The 19,275-nt window shown below is 61.7% G+C and carries 19 protein-coding genes; 4 read left to right on the top strand and 15 right to left on the bottom strand.

The features are described from left to right. Window positions 1-2: 2 nt before the first annotated feature. Both BH682_RS23870 and BH682_RS23875 read left to right on the top strand, forming a co-directional pair. Entirely contained in the window at window positions 3-821 is an 819-nt protein-coding gene (locus BH682_RS23870) for an ABC transporter permease (RefSeq protein WP_003939758.1), read from the top strand. Next, complete coding sequence (locus BH682_RS23875) at window positions 818-1,813, top strand: glycine betaine ABC transporter substrate-binding protein (RefSeq protein WP_003939988.1); 996 nt, start codon at window positions 818-820, stop codon at window positions 1,811-1,813. Before BH682_RS23870 ends, BH682_RS23875 begins: the two co-directional genes overlap by 4 nt. Before the next feature lie 27 nt (window positions 1,814-1,840). Here BH682_RS23875 and BH682_RS23880 read toward each other — a convergent pair whose 3' ends face one another. Next, window positions 1,841-2,617: a trans-aconitate 2-methyltransferase gene (locus BH682_RS23880; protein WP_030535206.1), complete on the bottom strand. Its 777-nt coding sequence runs from the start codon at window positions 2,615-2,617 to the stop codon at window positions 1,841-1,843. A 75-nt stretch (window positions 2,618-2,692) separates the two neighbouring features. Then, window positions 2,693-3,730: a phosphatidylinositol-specific phospholipase C domain-containing protein gene (locus BH682_RS23885; protein WP_075834311.1), complete on the bottom strand. Its 1,038-nt coding sequence runs from the start codon at window positions 3,728-3,730 to the stop codon at window positions 2,693-2,695. 190 nt (window positions 3,731-3,920) lie between these two features. Here BH682_RS23885 and BH682_RS23890 point away from each other — a divergent pair, with 190 nt between their 5' ends. Then, window positions 3,921-5,459: an acyl-CoA synthetase gene (locus BH682_RS23890; protein ID WP_075834313.1), complete on the top strand. Its 1,539-nt coding sequence runs from the start codon at window positions 3,921-3,923 to the stop codon at window positions 5,457-5,459. Between the two features lie 19 nt (window positions 5,460-5,478). Here BH682_RS23890 and BH682_RS23895 read toward each other — a convergent pair whose 3' ends face one another. The 4 genes from BH682_RS23895 to BH682_RS23910 form a co-directional block, all read right to left on the bottom strand. Then, entirely contained in the window at window positions 5,479-6,543 is a 1,065-nt protein-coding gene (locus tag BH682_RS23895; RefSeq protein WP_075834315.1) for an acyl-CoA dehydrogenase family protein, read from the bottom strand. After that, entirely contained in the window at window positions 6,540-7,667 is a 1,128-nt protein-coding gene (locus BH682_RS23900) for an acyl-CoA dehydrogenase family protein (protein WP_042452718.1), read from the bottom strand. The genes BH682_RS23895 and BH682_RS23900 overlap by 4 nt, the downstream gene beginning before the upstream one ends. A 58-nt stretch (window positions 7,668-7,725) precedes the next feature. Then, window positions 7,726-8,874, bottom strand: a complete 1,149-nt coding sequence (locus BH682_RS23905) for a TetR/AcrR family transcriptional regulator (RefSeq protein WP_190287682.1) — start codon at window positions 8,872-8,874, stop codon at window positions 7,726-7,728. Window positions 8,875-8,996: 122 nt separating this feature from the next. Next, the gene (locus BH682_RS23910) at window positions 8,997-9,551 is read right to left on the bottom strand and encodes a TetR/AcrR family transcriptional regulator (protein WP_021332060.1); all 555 of its coding nucleotides are present in this window, start codon (window positions 9,549-9,551) and stop codon (window positions 8,997-8,999) included. Window positions 9,552-9,736: 185 nt separating this feature from the next. On the opposite strand from BH682_RS23910, the gene BH682_RS23915 reads away from it, so the two are divergent. Beyond that, window positions 9,737-10,960, top strand: a complete 1,224-nt coding sequence (locus BH682_RS23915; protein WP_050654810.1) for a cytochrome P450 — start codon at window positions 9,737-9,739, stop codon at window positions 10,958-10,960. A gap of 6 nt (window positions 10,961-10,966) precedes the next feature. On the opposite strand, the gene BH682_RS23920 is transcribed toward BH682_RS23915, so the two are convergent. The 9 genes from BH682_RS23920 to BH682_RS23960 form a co-directional block, all read right to left on the bottom strand. After that, complete coding sequence (locus tag BH682_RS23920) at window positions 10,967-12,352, bottom strand: lipase family protein (protein ID WP_411561153.1); 1,386 nt, start codon at window positions 12,350-12,352, stop codon at window positions 10,967-10,969. Next, a complete protein-coding gene (locus BH682_RS23925; RefSeq protein WP_083954717.1) occupies window positions 12,352-13,635 on the bottom strand; it encodes a hypothetical protein in 1,284 nt (427 codons plus the stop codon). Before BH682_RS23925 ends, BH682_RS23920 begins: the two co-directional genes overlap by 1 nt. 297 nt (window positions 13,636-13,932) lie before the next feature. Next, window positions 13,933-14,991, bottom strand: a complete 1,059-nt coding sequence (locus BH682_RS23930) for a hypothetical protein (RefSeq protein ID WP_223304716.1) — start codon at window positions 14,989-14,991, stop codon at window positions 13,933-13,935. A gap of 1 nt (window position 14,992) precedes the next feature. Continuing rightward, window positions 14,993-15,592 carry a signal peptidase I gene (locus BH682_RS23935; protein ID WP_075835456.1) on the bottom strand — a complete coding sequence of 200 codons (600 nt, stop codon included), beginning with the start codon at window positions 15,590-15,592 and terminating at the stop codon, window positions 14,993-14,995. Between the two features lie 8 nt (window positions 15,593-15,600). After that, on the bottom strand, window positions 15,601-16,206 hold the full coding sequence (locus BH682_RS23940) for a SipW-dependent-type signal peptide-containing protein (protein ID WP_021332053.1): 606 nt from the start codon (window positions 16,204-16,206) through the stop codon (window positions 15,601-15,603). A 9-nt stretch (window positions 16,207-16,215) separates the two neighbouring features. Next, on the bottom strand, window positions 16,216-16,887 hold the full coding sequence (locus BH682_RS23945) for a signal peptidase I (RefSeq protein WP_223304718.1): 672 nt from the start codon (window positions 16,885-16,887) through the stop codon (window positions 16,216-16,218). Between the two features lie 65 nt (window positions 16,888-16,952). Then, complete coding sequence (locus BH682_RS23950) at window positions 16,953-17,495, bottom strand: hypothetical protein (RefSeq protein WP_019745195.1); 543 nt, start codon at window positions 17,493-17,495, stop codon at window positions 16,953-16,955. A gap of 15 nt (window positions 17,496-17,510) precedes the next feature. Further along, window positions 17,511-18,020, bottom strand: a complete 510-nt coding sequence (locus BH682_RS23955) for an alternate-type signal peptide domain-containing protein (RefSeq protein ID WP_019745196.1) — start codon at window positions 18,018-18,020, stop codon at window positions 17,511-17,513. 218 nt (window positions 18,021-18,238) lie between these two features. Continuing rightward, the gene (locus BH682_RS23960) at window positions 18,239-19,180 is read right to left on the bottom strand and encodes an Ig-like domain-containing protein (protein WP_083954757.1); all 942 of its coding nucleotides are present in this window, start codon (window positions 19,178-19,180) and stop codon (window positions 18,239-18,241) included. Between the last annotated feature and the right edge of the window lie 95 nt (window positions 19,181-19,275).

Here is a 19,275-nt window from a genome sequence, read left to right on the forward strand (position 1 = left end):
ACATGACTGCCACGACAGAGGAGCGCGTCTCCGCGCCTGAGATGGAACCGGACGCCCCCGATCTGGGTGCGGCTGAGAACGCCGCCACGCGCCGTGCGGAACGGATGCGACTGTATGTCCAGCCGGTCATCGTCCTGATCCTGGTTGCGGGCGTGTTGATCTGGGCATTCAGCCGAGATCTCAACGCGACGCAGAAGGCGAGCATCAACCTCGACAACATCGTCACTCTGACCTGGCAGCACGTACTGATCACCGCCGCCGTGGTCATCATCGTCGTCGCCATCGCGGTTCCACTCGGAACCCTGCTGACCAGGCCGAAATTCACCCGCCTGGCACCGTTCTTCGTGGGAATAGCCAACATCGGAGCCGCAGCGCCTGCCATCGGCCTGCTCGTGCTGTTCTATCTCGCGACAAGAACGACCGGCTTCTGGATCGGCGTGTTTCCCATTGCGTTCTATTCGTTGCTTCCGGTGCTGCGCAACACCATCCTCGGCTACCAGCAAGTGGACAAGACCTTGATCGATGCGGGGCGCGGGCAGGGAATGTCTTCGCTCACGGTCCTACGTCAACTCGAGTTCCCGATGGCTGTCCCGTACATCCTTGCAGGACTGCGTACTTCGCTCGTTCTGGCCGTCGGTACCGCGACGCTGTGCTTCCTGGTCAGTGCCGGCGGACTCGGCATTCTGATCGACACCGGATACAAGCTCCGCGACAACGTCACCCTCGTTGTCGGTGCCGTACTGGCGGTGTCGCTGGCCTTGCTGATCGACTGGCTCGGCGCGCTCGCCGAAACTTATCTCGGGCCCAAGGGATTGCGATGACCAAGACTTCGATCACCAGAACGTGGGGCTGGAAACTCGCGGTTGCCACGATCGGCCTCACACTTGTCGCTTCGTGTGGTCTCGAGTCCGGTGGCGCACTGCCCCTGGCCGTCGGCCCCGGCAGCATCGAGCCGGTTCCGGAGCTCGAGGGTGTGAAGATGACCGTCGGCTCCAAGGACTTCACCGAGCAGATCGTGCTCGGGTACGTCATCGAATTCGCGATGGCCGCTGCGGGCGCGGATGTTCGAGATCTCACGAACATCCAGGGCTCGAACAGCACCCGTGACGCACAGTTGAACGGCCAGATCGATCTTGCGTACGAATACACCGGAACCGGCTGGATCAACTACCTCGGCAACGAGACACCGCTTCCCGATTCGCAGGCGCAGTTCGAGGCCGTCCGCGATGCGGACCTTGCTGCGAACGACATGGTGTGGACCGATCCGGCGCCGATGAACAATACGTATGCATTGGCGATGAGCAAGGAGACCGCTGAGAAGACCGGTGTCAAGACCGTTTCCGACTACGCGAAGTTGGTCGAATCCGATCCCGGAGCTGCGGTGACGTGCGTCGAGACCGAGTTCAACGTCCGCCAGGACGGATATCCCGGCCTGGCAGCGAAATACGGTTTCGACGCCTCTCGTGCCCAACGCCAGATCCTGCAGACCGGCATCATCTACCAGGCGACAGCCGATGGCGATCAGTGCAAGTTCGGCGAGGTGTTCACCACCGACGGTCGCATCATCGCACTTGATCTCGTTCTGCTCGACGACGATCTCCAGTTCTTCCCGAAATACAATCCGGCACTGGTGATGAAAAAGGACTTCGCGGAAGCACATCCGCAGGTAGCAGAAGTCATGGCACCGATCTCGGAGCGACTGACCAACGAGGTGATGACCGAACTCAACCGGCAGGTCGACGTCGACGGCAAGGAGCCGGCGGACGTGGCCCGCGACTGGCTGGTCTCGGAAGGCTTTGTCACGGCGCAGTGATCGGCTGACCGCAACCCAGCCGAGTAGTTACCGTTTGCGTCCGACGCAGAACACCCGCCGGAACGGAAAGAGCGTTCCGGCGGCTGTTGCGGGGTAGGCCTCCCTCAGCAGATCGGAATACTGACGCTCGAACTCCGGAGCGTCAGCTTCGCCGAGAACGTCGAGCACGGGTCGTAACCCCGTCCCCCGTACCCATCCGAGCACCGGGTCGGCACCTGCCAGCACGTGTACGTACGTCGTCTCCCAGGCGTCGACGTCGAATCCGTGTTCTTGGAGACGCTGCGCGTACTGAACTGGACTGTCGACGCCTTCCGGGCCGCGTAGGACGCCACCCAGTCGCTCACTCCATTCCGCTGATTCCGCGAGATCTCGCATGAGCGCATGGGACGGAGCATCGAAGTTACCCGGCACCTGCCACGCCAGCCACGATCCGGATTCCAGGGTGTCCGCCCACTGGTCGATCAGCTCGCGATGGCTCGGAACCCACTGCAATGCAGCGTTACTGACGACCACGTCGTAACCGGTGGCGTCGAAGGACATGATGTCCCCCAACTCGACGGTGACGTTTCCCGGTAGGTCTGTAGGGGCCTGCGCGACCATTTCGGGAGACGAGTCGAATCCGGATACCGAGGCGTCCGGCCATCTTTCCCCGAGCATCGCGGTCAGGGTGCCTGATCCGCAGCCGAGGTCGGCTACCCGCGTCGGGTCTTCGGTGGCCACCCGTGACACCAGGTCCACGAACGGGCGTGACCGCTCACCCGAATAGCGGCCGTAGACTTCGGGATTCCACGTGACAGTGCGCATGAACCCATCCTGCACCCTGTTCCTGAGAATTGCCGCCCGTCAGATCTCGCTCTTCACGATCCGGCCATTCGAAAATCACCGACGCGGCACCACGGTGGACAGTACGTTCGGCAACCTCGACCAGTCCGCGGTGATGTAACTTGCGTGCTGCCCGGCCAACAGGTCGAGACGCTCGCTCGCCTCGGTTTCGGTGGCATGGGTTCCGTCGATCTGCGGAGCGACCTTGTGCGCGTCGGTCATGACGAGCAGGTAGCCGCGATCGTGGTACCAACTCGGATCCACGACTCCGGCGGTGTAGTCGAGAGCGTCGCCGTCGAAAATCACGAACCACGGACGGATCCCCGGGTCGGTATAGCGGTCGAGACGTGGGTCTCCCGGTGATGCACGGTGAACAGCGGGAAAGGCGGCGCCGAGTTCGACGAGCCCGGCGGAGGACAGATCTCGCAGGTGCGTCGCATACTGCCGGTCCGTCCACTCCGTATCGAGAGGGTTTCCCTCTTCGATCGTTCCCGGTATCAGCTCGAACAGAAATTTCCCGGTCATTTCGGAATTGCTCGGCCATCCACGCTCGGTGACGGCGGCATCCGGGGTGGAGTAGAAGTCCCCCATCAGATCGGCCGGCGTGAAAACCGCGTCTCCGAGAGTCCCGAGAATCAGGGCGTCGAGATCCGCGGGCCCACGTCCGTACCCGGCAGTGAACCCGTCCTTGATTTCCAACTTGATCATCACCGGCGGATGCTCGGGATTGGCCTCGTGCCACGCCCGCATATCTGCCAGGCATCCACGGAATCCCTGATCTCGTAGACCGCTTCGCAACCCGGATGCGTCCTGAGCGCCGACGCAGTTGCTGTCGCTCACCACCGGATTCATGTGCGACACACGCCAGTCCGGACCGCCTCCGTTGGTCCACAGGTCCAGCTCGAGCAACGACGCCCCGGAATCCAAAGCGTCGGCGAAGTACGAAAACGTCGCCTTCTCGTAGGAATTGTGGACCCCGACTGACGTGGTCTCGGAAAACGAGCGCACTTGGTTCGTAGTCGTTTCGGCGCCGGCAGAGGGCGCCGAGACGACCGCCACGAACGCACTCATACCGGCTACCAGGATTGCTCGCATGTTCGACACTCTCGCAGAAATCACCCCACGGCAGGATGGAATCGTCAGAGTTAACTGGACAATCGTCTAGATTGCACCGGAGTGGGGCATGATTTCAGGCGGTGGGTGAGGGCAATTGTCAGGCCAATAGCATCAGTGCCGGAACTGATCCGAGTCAGAGCACTCGCCGCACACTCGCAGGAGGAATCGCATGCAGCTGACTCAATTCGTTCACCGATCCCTACGAGCGTCGCCCGAAGCGGTGATGACGATCTCCGATGGCCGAGTGCGCACGTCTCGCGAATCGGTCGACCGGATCAAGAGGCTCGCGGGCGGGCTGCAGACGTTAGGCCTGCGCACCGGTGACAGAGTCGCGATCTTGGCATCGAACTCCGACTACTACCACGAGGCGCTCCTGGCCTGCTGGTGGTTCGGAGCAGTGGCCAGTCCGGTCAATTCTCGCTGGAGCACGGCGGAAATCACATACGCCCTGGAAGATTCAGGGTTGACGGTATTACTCGTGGACGAGAATTTTGCTTCCGTCGGATCTACCCTTCGCGAGGCGTGTCCAGGCCTGACCACTGTCGTCTACTGCGGCAACGACCGAGTTCCGGACGGAATGCTCGACTACGAACACGTGATCGCGGAGGCGATTCCGGTCGACGATCTGCGCGTCGGCGGCGACACGCTTGCACTACTCCTCTACACCGGCGGGACCACCGGAGTGCCGAAGGGCGTGATGATCAGCCATCAAGCGCTGATGGCCTCGGCGCTGGGCACTCTCGCGGCAGGCGGCGTGGCAATCAGCAACGGAACGAACCTCGCGGTGAACCCTCTGTTTCACATTGCCGGGATCGTCGGATGGTTGGCTCAGTCGCTGATGGGTGGAACCCAGGTCTTCGTAGCGAACTTCAGCCCACGGACGTTCCTCGAGGCCGTGGACCGCTATCGCCCGACAACCGTGGGTCTGGTGCCGACAATGCTCCAGATGTTGGTCGCCCACAAAAACGAAACGGGCGAAGACGCAACCACCTACGATCTGTCCAGCGTCAGGATCCTGAGATACGGCGCCTCGCCCATATCTCCGACGCTTCTCGGGCAGGTCATGCAAATGTTCCCCAACAGTTCCTTCGCTCAGGGCTATGGGATGACTGAAACCGCGCACATCAGCATGCTGAGTCCAGCCGATCACCTCGAAGGTGGTGATCTCCTCCGCAGCGCTGGTCGCGCGCTCCCTCATTGCGAGGTGAAAATCGTCGATCCGGCCGGCTCGGAACTCCCACCCGGCAAGGTGGGCGAAATCGTCACGTTCGGCAGCCACGTCATGCTCGGATACTGGAACAAACCGAAGGAGACCGCAGAAGTGCTCCGCGACGGGTGGATGCATACCGGCGACGCCGGATACCTCGACGCCCGCGGTTACCTGTTCATCGTCGATCGCATCAAGGACATGATCGTCACCGGTGGCGAGAACGTCTACTCCACCGAGGTCGAAAATGCTCTGGCACAACACGAATCCGTCGCGGCCTGTTCCGTGATCGGTCTGCCCGATGCCCAGTGGGGCGAGCGTGTCCATGCCGTGGTCGTCCTTCGGCATGGTTTCGACGCCGACGCCGACGAACTGCGCGCTCACGTGAAAACGCTGATAGCCGGATACAAATCTCCGCGCACTTTCCAATTCGTCGATGCATTGCCGCTGTCGGCAGCAGGCAAGGTGCTGAAGCGCGATCTTCGTTGCAACGCAACGTAATCCTTTACGACGGTCAGGATTACAGCTTCAATGTCGGTTCTGGGTCGGTGATCAAGCGGTGCAGTGACGGCGACGCCGCTACGGCCTCTCCTAGTTGCGTCGCACTCGCGATTTCGTCGCCGAACTCCGATCGCCAGGCGTGCAGTCGACGCGTCAGTTGTTGCAATCGGTATTCGCGGGTCATGCCGATTGCACCGTGTGCCTGGTGGGCGGCGCGGACGCTCACGAGCGCATTCTGCGAAACCACCAATTTGGTTGCGCTCACTTCGAAGTCGGCGTCGCCTCTGATGAGTGCATGTGCAGTGCGATCGACGGCCAGCGTGGACATCGAAGCCATCTGAGCAAGCGTCACGATATGCTGCTGGACTGCTTGAAACTGCGCGACGGGCCTACCGAATTGCACCCGGTCGGACACATAGCGCCGGGTCAACGTCGACGCCGACTCCATCGCTCCCGACATCTGCACCGAGCGCAAGAACGCGCCGAGCTTGTTGAGAATCCGGGTATCGACCGGGTTGTCGCCGTCAATGGTCCGCGCTTCGGAGAACGTCAGGCTCTCACGCGGTTGCCCCGCAAGATCCGTCCCGCCACCGATCTCGGCGTCGGAGATGTCAAGGAGTACGACGCGATCACCGAGAACTGCTGCCAGCACTGATGCGGCACTACCCCACGGCACGTCGTGAAAGGTTCCCGACAGGAAACCGTCGTCGGTCCGGCGCACATCGTCGCGCGGCGAACCCGGGGCGACCGTTGCGATTCCGGAGGGCACGGGTAACCCGCCCGCTGTTGCCAGCCTGCCCGCGAGGTACGTCTCGGCGAGCGGCAGCGGCGCAGCGTGCCTCGCCGCCGCGCGCTGGACAGTCACGGCGTCGAGGAGCGAGCCACCGGAACCACCAACCGATTCGGGAAGACCGACCAGAGGTAACCCTAGTTCGACTGCCGCGCTCCATAATCCGGCGGGCAGACCGCCGATCTCCGCCTGCGCTACCACCTCGGTGCCGGACTTCTCGGCGAAAAATTGCTCGACCATCGATTCGAGGTCGGCGTCGAATGTGTACGCGTTGATCTGTGACCCCGAATTCATCGGTCCAACCCTTTCATGATTACGGTGCGGAGAATTTCGTTTGTACCGCCGCGAATCGACCACGACGGCGCCACCAGCACGGCCCGGGCGAGCAGCGACTCGTACGGATCGTCGGATGCAAGGTCCGGAGCCCGGCCGAGGTGCCGCGCGACGGTCGCAACACAGTCCTGTTCGAAGCGTGTTGCCATCTCCTTGATCAGCGCGGCCTCCGTGACCGGCGAGCGACCGGCGTCGACCATCCGTGCGATGGACAGCGACATCCCGCGAAAAGCCCAGCAGCGTGCGGTAATCGAGCCCAGATCGGCGAGGGCAGCTGGACCGCCTTGCGCTGCTTGGTTGGCCGCGAAGTTCTCGAGGACCGGCATCAGCGACATCCAACGGTCGACGCCACCTCGCTCGAGTGCGAGTTCACCGGTGTTTTGTCCCCAGCCCGCTCCGACGTCTCCGAGGCGACGCGAATCCGGCACGAAAACATCCTGGAACGACACCTCGCAGAAGTCCTCACTACCGTCGATGAACGGAATGGGTGAGACGGTCAGACCCTCGCTGTCGCGATCGACGATCAGCTGAGTGAGTCCGTTGTGCTTGTCTGCCGAGGTTCGAAGCAGGGCGAGTATGTGTGTGGCATGGAAGGCGCCGGTGGTCCAGATCTTGGTGCCGTTGACTTTCCAGCCACCATCGACACGTTCGGCGCGAGTGCGCACCGATGCCAGGTCCGAACCCGAGTCGGGCTCACTCATCCCGATCGAGAACGAGAACTCACCGCTCGCGATACCGGGAAGGAAGTACCGCTTCTGTTCTTCCGTGCCGTTGGCGGCGATGCTCGGACCCGACTGTCTGTCTCCGATCCAGTGATAGCCGACCGGCGCTCCCCGCGCGAGAAGTTCTTCGACGACGACCAATCGATCCACTGCTGACCGTCCGCCCCCGCCGTATTCCTTCGGCAGCGACATGCCGAGCCACCCACGTCGACCCAGATCTCGCGAGAACACCGGATCCACCGCCCCGGCCATCCCGAGTCCGAGCGAGTAGGTACCGGGGGTGAGTCGCTTGTCGAGGTACTCCCGCACGTCAGCCTGAAGAGCAAGCTCCTCGATCGTCAGTTCTGTTGCGTCGAAACGCATGACGTCTCCGATCAGTTTCGTGAGTCGATCCGCCGCCCGTGGCGCTTACCCGAATTTTTCATGCGCCCAGCAGCAGGGCGCAGCCGATCTCGAAGAGTCTGTCCGACAGGTCGTCGCGACGGCGAAGCCGGCCGATTCGGACGGCGTTCTCCACAACTGTCAAAGTGGCATTGACGGTGATCCTGGCGGTGGCGGACTCGAGGCCCGGACGGACTTCTTCGAGCATCTTGACCCATAGCGCGACGTACTCACGTTGATTCTGTTCACACGTGCGGCGGAACTTGTCCGGTAATTGGTCGAGTTCGCTGATCAACAACCCGATCAAATGACGCTCGTTGATCGCGAAATCGATATGTGCGGCAAGCAATCCGGACAGCGCGTCCTCCGGGCCGGTTGCGGCGCCGAGAGCCTGTGCAACGCCGAGCCGGCGACGCTCGCCGCCCCTCGCGACCGCGGAGATCAGCAGGTCGATCTTGGCATCGAAGTGGTTGTACACATTCGGGCCTGTCGTCCCTGCAGCCTCACCGATGTCCTCGGTATTGACTGCTTGATATCCACGCTCGTCGAACAGCCGAATTGCTTCGGTCAACAAGAGTTCACGTCTGGGTATCACAACGGGCAGGTGACCCGTTGCCGCCACGACTTTCACTTCTGAGCGACCAAGTTCCGCGTATGCAGCGCGGTCTGCCAACTCGACAAGCAGCAGTTCCATCTGACGCCTCGGCAAGGACACTCGATGCGAAGACACACTGTTGAAGACTGCGATGACAGCCCAGGCGAGCAGATAGCTGTCTTCCTCGTCGAGGTCGGGACGCTCAATTCGGATCAGCACTGCATCGCGCGAAGCTGCACTCTTGAGGGTCGAACGCATTTCCTCTCGTTGCTCGTCAGGCAGATAGCGTGCCTCTCGCTGCCACAGGAGCGACAGACCCCGACGTTTGGACACCGATGCCGCAAGTTCGGTGATCAGTGTTTTCAGATCCTCGGCACCTGCGACCCGATCGTAGAGCGATTCGATGCCTGTGTTGACCGCGGCGTAGAGGAGATCCGGCTTGTTCTTGAAGTGCCGATAGAGCGCAGGTGCCGTGATTCCAACTGCAGCAGCCACCTGAGCGACAGACACGTTGTGATAACCGTGCTCACGGAAAAGCTCACCTGCAGCCGCAAGAATCTGCTGCTTACGGTCGCGGGGCCTGCGTACGACCATCGTGACTCTCTCCTTCGCGGCAGCGGACAAGCTCAGAGTACCGAGCCGAGGAATGAAGCAATGAACCGAACCGTCTACAGCAGCGACGATCCGATGCACCGTTCACGAACACGGAATCCCGCTCAGGAGTAGATGAACGACTCGACCATCCCTCGTTCGGCGGCCCTGTCTGCAAGAGGCCACGCCAACAGCATCAACACGATCCGAACCACCCACTGCGACTCTTGACCTTCAGGATCCAATCCTGCAAGTTCCAGTGCAGTACGCGGGAGCAACGGCGAGGACACGAGATACTCGTCGATTCCGTTGGCCCGCGCTGCCGCAAGGCCGTGGCTCATGGCAGCGTCGGATCTGATCGCGTCGACGGCGACGAGGATCGACTCCACGATGCGCTCGTCGCCGTGCAGTGATTCGACGGCAGTCGCGACCTTGCTCGCCACGGATGCCGCGCCTCGTGACAACAACCCCTCGCGGATCGCGGACTTGCCACCTACGTAGCGGTAGAGCGTTGCCCTCGAACAGCCTGCGCGGGCAGCGACGTCGTCGGCGTTGAACCGATCGAATCCCTGTTCTCGAATCAGCTCTGCCGCAGCCGCGAAGATGCGCTCGGTTGCGAGTTCACGGCGGTTACCGCCGGCCAACCAGTCGGCGGCGCGGCGCTCGTTTGCACCGGTCACTCTCCGTCACCTCGTCTCACTCTGAGACAGATTCAATCAGAAATCTCAAGGCTACGGAAGGCCGCGAGCCTCTGAACTGGGAGAAGTACGAGGGGGTTGAAGTGCGTGAGATTTTCTCAAAATGCCAGTTCAGAGGCATTTTCCACCTGTTGACTTCTCCTCGACGGCCGTGAAATCTTCCCTTCGTGACACTATCGACGCTCGACATCAACCCTTTCCTGCCGTCGAACATCGACGACCCGTACCCGCTATACGACGTACTCCGGCGCCGGCACCCCGTGTACCGCATTCCTGATACCGACTTCTATCTGGTGTCCACGTGGGAATTGGTCACCGAAGCCGTTTCCCGTACCGACGACTTCTCCAACAACCTCACCGGCGTGCTGGTTCGTACACCGGACGGTTCGGCCGTGACCTTCGACATGAACGGCGGCGGCCAAGCTGTTCACGTTCTCGCGACTGCCGACGAGCCCGACCATCAACACCAGCGCAAACTTGTCTTGCCGACACTGGTCGCCAAACGTATACGAGCACTCGAGCCGGTGATGACCGAGTACACGCAGCAGTTGTGGGACAACGGCTTCGACGGTCGACGGATCGAATGGGTCACGTCGGTAGCGGACACGCTGCCGCTGCAGATGGTTGCCACGCTGATCGGCCTGCCGGCACACGACGTCCCCCAATTGCTGGCGTGGTCGTACGACAGCACCGAACTTCTCAGCGGCATCGTGACCGCAGAACGGTTGACAGGCGTCGTCACCTCGGCGGCCGAACTCACCGGGTACCTCTACAGCAAGTTTCGTGAGGCACGGGCTCACCCGGTGGATGATCTACTCGGAGACCTCGTCCGTTGCTGTGACGCAGGCGAACTCAGCGAAGACGTGGCCGTGCTGATGTTGGTGCAACTCGTCGGTGCGGGTGGCGAATCGACCGCCGGACTGATCGCCAACTCTGCACGGTTGCTCGCCGAGCGCCCTGAGATGCAGACGCAGCTGCGCGAGGACCCTCTACTCGTGGGTGCGTTCCTGGAAGAAACGCTCAGGCTCGAGTCACCCTTTCGCGGACATCACCGACATGTCAACGCGGACACAACACTCGGCGACGTGGCGCTACCTGCCGGCAGTCACCTCATACTGCTGTGGGGCTCGGCGAACCGCGATCCTGAGTCATTCACCGAACCACAGGTGATGAACCTCGACAGGGTCAATCCCCGAGCGCATTTCGCCTTCGGTAAAGGAGCACATTTCTGTGTCGGGGCCGCGCTGGCTCGTCTGGAAGCAAAGATCGCGATCGCAGTCCTTCTCGAAAACAGTGCGCACTTCACAATCGATTCCGAATCCCCACCCCGTTGGGTCCCCAGCATGTTCGTACGCCGCCATCAGAGTTTGCGTCTCGCTGTCACCGGATAGTTTCACTCAGTTGTCGAAATTGTGGGCTATCCAGTCGATCGTCTGCATTCCGAACAGATCAGTTCCCCAACCGTATGGATCCGTGAATGCGCGGTCCATACTGCAGTCGGTGGGCTGGTAGCTCACGTCGGTCCCTCCACTCCTGTACGTGTCCGCCAGTTCTCGCGCATCAGCTGCCGGTACAAGTGACATCGGGGAGTCGTCCTTTGCGCACGACGTTATCAATACCTTCGACGCCGGAGCACCGTGGCCCAGTACGTTGTCGTCGTACGCGCGCTGGAAACTGGGTTCTGTGATCGGATCGATCCCCGGCTCGAAAAGGCTCGCCAGCGGTACGAACGGAAGCGTGAAGTACGCCGGCATCTGGCACTCATCCCGGTACACGTCGGCAATCGCTCGGCCCACGGGATTGAGCTTGTCGTTCAACTTCATCTCGGGATACCACGGTTCGAGACCGAGGAGCGTCGCAAATCCGAAGCCTGCGCCGACCGAGGAATCTGTTGTCTCCATGAATGTTCGGGGCTTGATCACCATGCCCTCGAGGACTGTCGAGACGATATCGAGTTCCGGCGCGTAGGACTGCGCAGATTCGGCGGCGAATGCCGAACCGACTCCACCACCAGCGATTCCGAACAACGCAATCTCCGCATCCGGATTCAGCTCGGAATCCTGCAGCTGAAATGCTGCGCGCACAGCATCCAACTGCGCGTGCCCCGCGAACTTACCCGCGAAGACCCCGTGGGGATCACGGTCTCCGTTGTTCCCGACGTCGGAAATTACTACGGCATAACCTTTTCCGAACATCAGCGCCAGCGGACCCAAGGCCGACCAGGAGGCGCCGTCCAGCGGATCGCCGCCGGTCCAGTGTGAACTCGGATGACAGTAGCCGCCGACGCTGTCGTTGGCCTCCTGATAGCTGATGATCTTCTTCTCCGACGCCGGCGTTCCGTCGATCGGGATCATCATGATTCCAGTGCTCACTACCGGCGTCGAACCGTCGATTCCGGTTGTGACATACATGATCTTGTAGGCGTCGAGCTGTCCCGGTTTGTATCCGGTGAACAGTACATCCACCTTCTTCGACTTCAGGAGATCACCGGGACGCTCGGCGCCGGTCAACACCGGCTCGTCGTAAAACGGATCATCGGGCGTGAGTGCAGTGAAGATCTCCTCTTGGGATGCGAATTCCCCCGAACTGAAAGCACCGACGGTGAACCCGTTGAATACCTCTCCCAGAGTTGGGGTGTCGGTTCGAAACTCCTCGGATACAGGAGTTTGCACGTCTTTCGGGGCATCACTGTCCGGCACCTCAGCTCCAGCCGTTGCTGGCAGGACCAGCGCAACGGTCAGCGCTACCAGCGGCGCCAACCTTCGGAATGTCGCCGACGACATCACTGAACCGTCACTTTCAAACTGGAGAGGGCCGATTCGAGCGTTTGTGGGAGGGTCACCATCGGGCGGTGACTCTCCAATTGAATTTCGTAGGGAACACTCAATGTGGCTACGAGCCGTGGCCAATCTTCTTCGACCATCGCTCGGTACTTCGGCAAGAGCTGTGAGGTGATGTAGTCCCACCGGTCCTCGTACACCGACCAGTTCCAATCCGGGAGGGGCAGTGTCACTGTCGCGGTGCGTCCGTCGGCAAGTGTCGTCGTGAACTCGAGGGGCCGGAACGAGCGAGGCGGGACCACGCCGGCGACCGAGGGCGAGCCGGCAACGGTCGATGCGTAGGTGATCGCTTCTCCCACATCACCTTTGTATGCGCGCACGGTATCCCACTGGTCGCGGATGATCACCCCTTGCTCACGTTGGAGCAGTGCTACGTTCCCACGTGCAATCCGATTCGAATCGCCGGAAGCTACATCACGCCAGGCGTCCATGACATCCTGACCGAACATTCCGGCACTCTGCATTTCTTCCAGCGCGGGAAGTCCTTCATCCACGTATGCCTGATGCATCGGCATCAGATCCGAGAAGATGTTCTTCTGCATCACCAGGATCATCCCCAGCACATAATCCAAGTCGTCCGCTGTGACGTTCCTGCCCACCGCGGCGAGTGCGCGCAGCCCTGCCGGCAATTGGTTCAGCGCTTGCACGCCAACCTGATCCGTGACCTGAGAAACTATCGAATTGGCAACATATTGCAGATTCGGAAACGAGTACATGTCCGCCATCAGTTCGAAGTCGATCAGTCCCCCGCCGAAGTCCGCACCAACCTGTCCGCCCATGCCCGCCCACTGCAATTCCGGGTGACCGAGTTGCAGATCCTCGTAGTAGCGGTACGACTTCACCAGGTTCGTGCGATTAGCCGACACTCCGGCGCGCGGATTCCACGATGAGAGATCGATTCCGGCGGCTTCCGTGGCAGCGACCAATCGATACTGAAACAGCAAGGCCGCATAGGATTCCGGACTGCGACCACTGGCGCGGGCTTCTTCCACAAGGGCCTGCAAGGTGCCGAGATCAGTCGGCAACGCGGGATGGACACCGCCCGGACCGTGTTCGGCATTCCGATTCACCAAAGGCAAATTCACGTACTCGTCCAGCTCGGACGCCGACGCTGAAATCTGTACCGAGAGCAACGCGGACATCGCCAGCGCACATGCCGTCGCGGCTGCCAATACGTCGCGCGCCCAACGACGTCGCCGAACACCTGCCCCCAGGTTCATCCGCATGTCTATCCCTGTACTCAGGTCGGCATCGCCCCGATCGACGTCGACACCATAAAATTACTTTGCAGTAAGATAACTCAAGCCCCGAATAAGTGCCAATCCACTGCGAACGCTTCAGGCATCTCTACACGTCGTTGCCGTCTGCAGTTGGTTTATCCAGTTCACGGGCGGCCGAAACCTCTCCAGCGGGCGACCAGCCGGTTACCTGATTGCCCGACACCGTCGGAACATGCGGCGCTACGACTGTGCCCCCGGGTCCGGAAACTCGGGGGCACAGTCCAGACGTCGAGTGATTGGCCGCTACCCGAAGTCAGGCATGTTCTGCCCGCTGTCCTTGTAGAACTTCCACGTGCCGTCCTGCGGTGACTCCATGATGCGGTAGACCTCGGTTGCCCCGACAATCCACAACTGGCCGTCGTACCAGTGCAGAGTGGAACCCGATTCGACACGGCCACTTGCGAGTTCGTTGCCGTCGGCGTCGACCACTGCAACCTTGTTACCACCTGCAGTCCAGCCGCCGGTGAGGCCGCCACTCTCGACTGTGTCCGTCAGAACCGGCTTCGGATCAGCCGAGGGGGTGGTCTCCGGCGACGTGGTTTCCGGGGTGGTCGGTGCCGGAGTTGTCGTGCTCGGTGCCGTCGTGGTCGTGGCCTCCGTTGTGCTGGTCCGCTCGGTAGACGTTGTCGGATTGGCGGTCTCGCTCGTGGACGGAGCTTGGGTGGTGGTCGTCTCCAACGCATCAGGCTCGTTCGGCACCATCGCTTCGGCCTGCATCCTGCTCAGAGGGTTCGCCCCGTTGGGTGCCGGTGTCGCCGGATTCCAGGTGTTGGTATTTTCCCAGGCCTGGTTAGCCAATTGCGGACCACGATTACCCTCGCATTCGGTCCTGTTACTTACGAGGTCCTTATGGGTTATCTCGACAGACGACATGAAACCAGATGAGATTGCCGGCCCGTTCACGGTGTAGACCCGCGCCCACATCACATTGCGACTGCCATGGGTAATTCCACTGATGGACGTTTGGCTCGCCGACAGATTATCCGTTCGAACGATGTAGCTCGGATCGGATTTCCTCACGAAAACCACCTTGTACCCCGTGACACCTGGAACCGCGGGCCAGCTCAGGTTTGCTCTACGTCCCAATAGGTCGGCTCCTCCCGACGTCGAGCAGTTCACAGTCGAGGTCAACGGAGTCGGATAGAAGTTGCCCGTCGCCACCTGTGCACCAGTCGAATTGACCACGTCAGTTGGATTGGCCAACGTCCCGCTGGCCTGAGCCAGGCCGAAAGCCACTGCAGCAGCGCCACCGATTGCGATCAACGACCGCAGCGACTTCATGCGGGTGCTAGCCCGACGCATTTCAATCATTATGAGCCTCCTGAAGCTCCCCGCAGGTTTCGTCAGCATCGACGCGGGCGTCATTTGTAGTGGCGGCGCGGGCATTCTCCAGACGCCGGTCTTTAGTTCGTCCAAATGCGATGACCAGCACCGCGCCTACCAATCCGCCGCCGAGGAAGGTTGCGAGCGGGCTGGAAAGCCAAGCAACGACATAGCCGAGCGCACCGACGCTGATGAACACTCGGTCGGCCTCGGTGATGGTGTAGGGCAGTCGATCAGCCACATTGTTGGCATCGCCCTTGAGCGTGGCGAGCACGGTGTCCGCTCCTGCCGATTCGAGTTCGACTACACGGTGGGTGATGCGCACGCCTTGGTCGTTGTCGACGCTGATCACGTCGCCGACAGCCAGTTCAGTTGCAGGCACGGTCTTCGCCAGCGCCAGCGCACCGGTGGAAATTGCAGGTTCCATCGAACCCGAGCGAAACGCCAGCGGTTTGATCCCGAATATCAGGGACGCGAGAGTGGCGATTATGCAGATGAGCCCGGCGACCGCAGCCACATTCAAGGCAATTTCCTTGCCACGACTGCGTCCCACGCTCACCTCCTCATCGGTGCTGTCCATCGCGATGATCACTGCCCCGTTGCGGTGAAGTTGAAGCCCAGATCGGCGATCTTGAACTGCTCCGTCTGACCCGCGGTCGAATCGACGGTCACCTTGATGCACACCTGCTCCGAAACACCGGCAGCGAGTGATCGGCCAGAGACGAGTGTCGGGTTCCCGGAGAACGCTTGCTGCGTCCCGATGATCGGTCCTGAACAGGTACTGCCGTCGTTGGCGCCGGTCTGATGTAGCGAAACCTTGAGCTTCCCGATCAGCGCGGACGAGCCAGTGGCCGTTGCCGATACCGCCCACTGGAAGTTGGCCGTTCCGGTGTTCTGAACCGTCAATGCCCCGGCCTCACTCTGGCCTGGCAGCATGCTGTTGCGCTTGAGTTCGGTGAATTGGTGTGCGGGCCGCTGGTTGTCGACTTTCAGCTGGACCGACGAAGTGCTGAACATGCCGGTGGTCGCAGTAGCGCTATCGGACCACGCCGCCATCGTGCCGACCGCTCCGAGGCCCAGGACCATGCCCAGTGAGAGCACGGCCCGGGTCCGTATCCAACCGGTCTCGCCCAGACGGCTTCGCATCCGCGCCCCGAGACGCGCGTCGCCGCCCGATTTCTGTTCTGTAGACATTCTGCTGTCCTATTTCGATTCGGAGGTTGGTGCCGATGGATCGGCGGGCAATACCGGCGCGCCGAGTTCAGGGCCGGAAAGAGTCGGGTCTGTGCCACTTTCGTCGTCACCGGCCTTGCCCCGCTTGTCGCGGATGCCACTGACGACCATCCACACGGCATATACAGCCAGGCCCGCAGCTACGCCTGTGGTGAGAATCGAACGCGATTGCCCGTTGATCACCGAGTTCACCCGGCCCAGATACGGCACCGAGTAGATGACCCGACCACGGATCTGCTCGGGCACCAGCGACCACGAGTCGGCGACGGGGTTGTTGTCGCCGCGAGTGTGGATGCGACGCTCCCCTTCCCCCGTGTAATAGATGCCTTCGATGCGGTGGGTGACCACCGCTGGATCGCCCGAGACGGGCTGGAACGTGATCACGTCCCCGGTGGTCAGATCCTCGTTGGGGGTCGGCTTGACCACGATGAGCGTGCCAGGGGGCATGGTCGGTTCCATCGAACCGGTGAGAACCGTGTACGCGGTGGAGCCGGTGAGTCGAGGGATAACGACCATCACCGCGAGAATGCCGACCATCAGCAGCAGCAGTACCCACGAGACGATGGTGCGAGTCCACCACCATAGGGTGGTCTTGTCGTCTCCGCCTTGTTCGGGATCATGTTGCCGCTCAGATGTTTCCACGTGTGCGCTGTGCCGGGGTCGATACTCGGCACGTTCGCCTGCACGCCGGCTTCTCGCGGTGACGGTCATGACTGGCTCACTGAGCTTGCGTCGAAAGTGAACGTCGCGTTGGACTGCTGGCTCGCTGCCGCGCCCTGGCCCAGCGTGGCCCGCAGGCACAACACCTGCATCTGCCCGGCCGGAACCAGCTGTTCGGAAAAGGCCGCGCCGTCCATGGCACCGTTGTAGAGCTCAGTGCCCACGTCGCCAGTGGCGGTGCAGGCCGCCTCGTTGGCTACCTTGGCCACGCGCAGGCTCAGCGGCGGTGGGGTCGCGCCGTTGAGTACAACATCGGAAAGCACGTAGTTCATCTGCACGTTGCCGGAGTTGATCACCGGCAGAGGCATCTGAATGCTGTCGCCCGGGCCCTTGTTGTCCAACTTGAACCCATCGAGGTTGAACTGCTTGACCCCTTCACCGCCGGCAGAGATATCGAGCATGCCTGCCTGGATAGTGCCGCCGGTCGATTCTGCGGTATCGCGCCACAGCGCGCCGGTCTGCTGCACCGAGACGAACCCGATGAGCAGAACCGACGACGCTGCGATCGCCCATTTGTACTGGGTCTTCACGTGACCTTCTTTGGCTTAGTTGAGCGTCTGCTCGAGGGTGACCGCGCCGCCGGCGAGGCTGGCGGTCTTCGTCTGACCGGTGTTGTCGCCCGCGGCCCCCGCGTTGAATGTGATGGTGGTCGTGAACGTTGCCGCCTGATCCAGGCCGGCGGTGTATGTAGTCACGGTGCCACTAGCCGGGGCCACGGTCAGCTGATTCAGCGTGACGAGGTCTCCGGTGACCCCCGTGAGCGAAGGCGTCAACTTCGCCTTCAGGTTCGTCCCAACGAGGTCGATGCTGTAGTTCGCGGTGTAGGTGACGACATCACCGGGCACAATCAGGTCGCTCGCGGGATTGAAGGTACTGCCGTTTGCCCACTTCCACACGCCGGCGCCGACCTGCTCGACCGACAGCGAACCGGCGCCAACCGTCTGCGGAGCGCCACCGTTGGTGGACGAGTTCCACGCGGCCATGGTTCCGGCACCGCCGGCGAGCAGAACGGCAGCCGCACCAGCGGCGATGGCACCCTTTGTGGTCTTGTTCATCTGGTATTCCTCCTGTGCAGTTCGCGGCGGGACATCCGACGCGCTTGGTTGAGCCCGGGCCGTGCGGATGTGCACTCCGGTGAAACAGCCCCAGGAAGGGGCATGGGAAATGAAGCCGCCGAATTGAATTCGGTGACCGAGAAGGTTGGCGATGCGCGGAGATGGTCGAGATCGCCCCGCGCATCGCGAGGTCTAAGTGGCCGGTTGGGCCGGAGTGGTTATCCGCCGAGGCTGCCGAACAGGTCGAGACTTCCGAGCGAACCGGTGCTACTTCCGAGCGAACCGCTGCTGCTGCCACCTGGATCGGTGGATTTCGCCGTGACCTTCACCGTCACCGCGGTAGAGGCCGGGCTGGTCCCACCCTCATTTGTCGCAGTGGCGGTGATCGGATGACTGCCGGGCGTGGTGATCGTCAGGTTGCAGCTGAAGTTCCCACTCGTATCCGCGGTGGCGGTGCAGGTGGCGCCGCCTCCGGTGACGGTGACGGTGCTGTTCGGCTCTGCCTTGCCGGAGACCTTGACGGGTGTACCCGCCTCTACTTCGGCGGCGCCCAGAGACAAGTCGGTCGGAGCACTCGGGGCGACCACGGCAGGCTCGCCCTCCACCAGGACCAGACCCCAGCCGGGGTTGATCTCGTATCCCTGCAAAACTTCGCCGGCAGGGATGCCGATCATGAAACCAGCCATCACGTTGGCGTTCTGCGCGAGAGGCGTTTTCACCAGCTCGATCCGCGTCGACGAATTCGCATTCGGTCCAATCACGAACTGCTGGCCGACCTGGCCGTCGAGCTTGCCCCGCACTGTCGCAGTGCCGCCGCCCGAGACGGACCAGCTCTCACTGAAAAGAGTGAGCGTGGCAGGAAGGTCGCAGACATTACGAACGTTGAAGGTCAACTGCGTGCCCTCGTCACCGGGGATCGGGATGTAGTCGGTTCCACTGGGATCGAAGGCCGCCGGCTTCACCCAGGGTCCACCGTTCTGGGACATCTCCAGGCACTGGTCAGTGATGTCGTCGCCCGGGGCGGCCGCGGCGCTACCAGGTGCAAGCAGCGCACCCGAGGTCGCGAGGAGCAGTGCAGCCGGCAGAGCCGCCAACACAGCAGCGGCGCGCCGGGGGAGACGGGATTCTCGTCCGTCCCCGACCGGGAAAAATCGAGGCATGTGAAGACTCATTTCGTCTGTCCCGTTGCCGGGCATTGGGTGAAGAGATGGCGGAACGAGGTACATCCGCTATCGGTGCCAAACATGTTGCAGAA

It is taken from the genome of Rhodococcus sp. YL-1 (genome assembly GCF_001942025.1).
Classification (GTDB): Bacteria; Actinomycetota; Actinomycetes; order Mycobacteriales; family Mycobacteriaceae; genus Rhodococcus_F; species Rhodococcus_F qingshengii.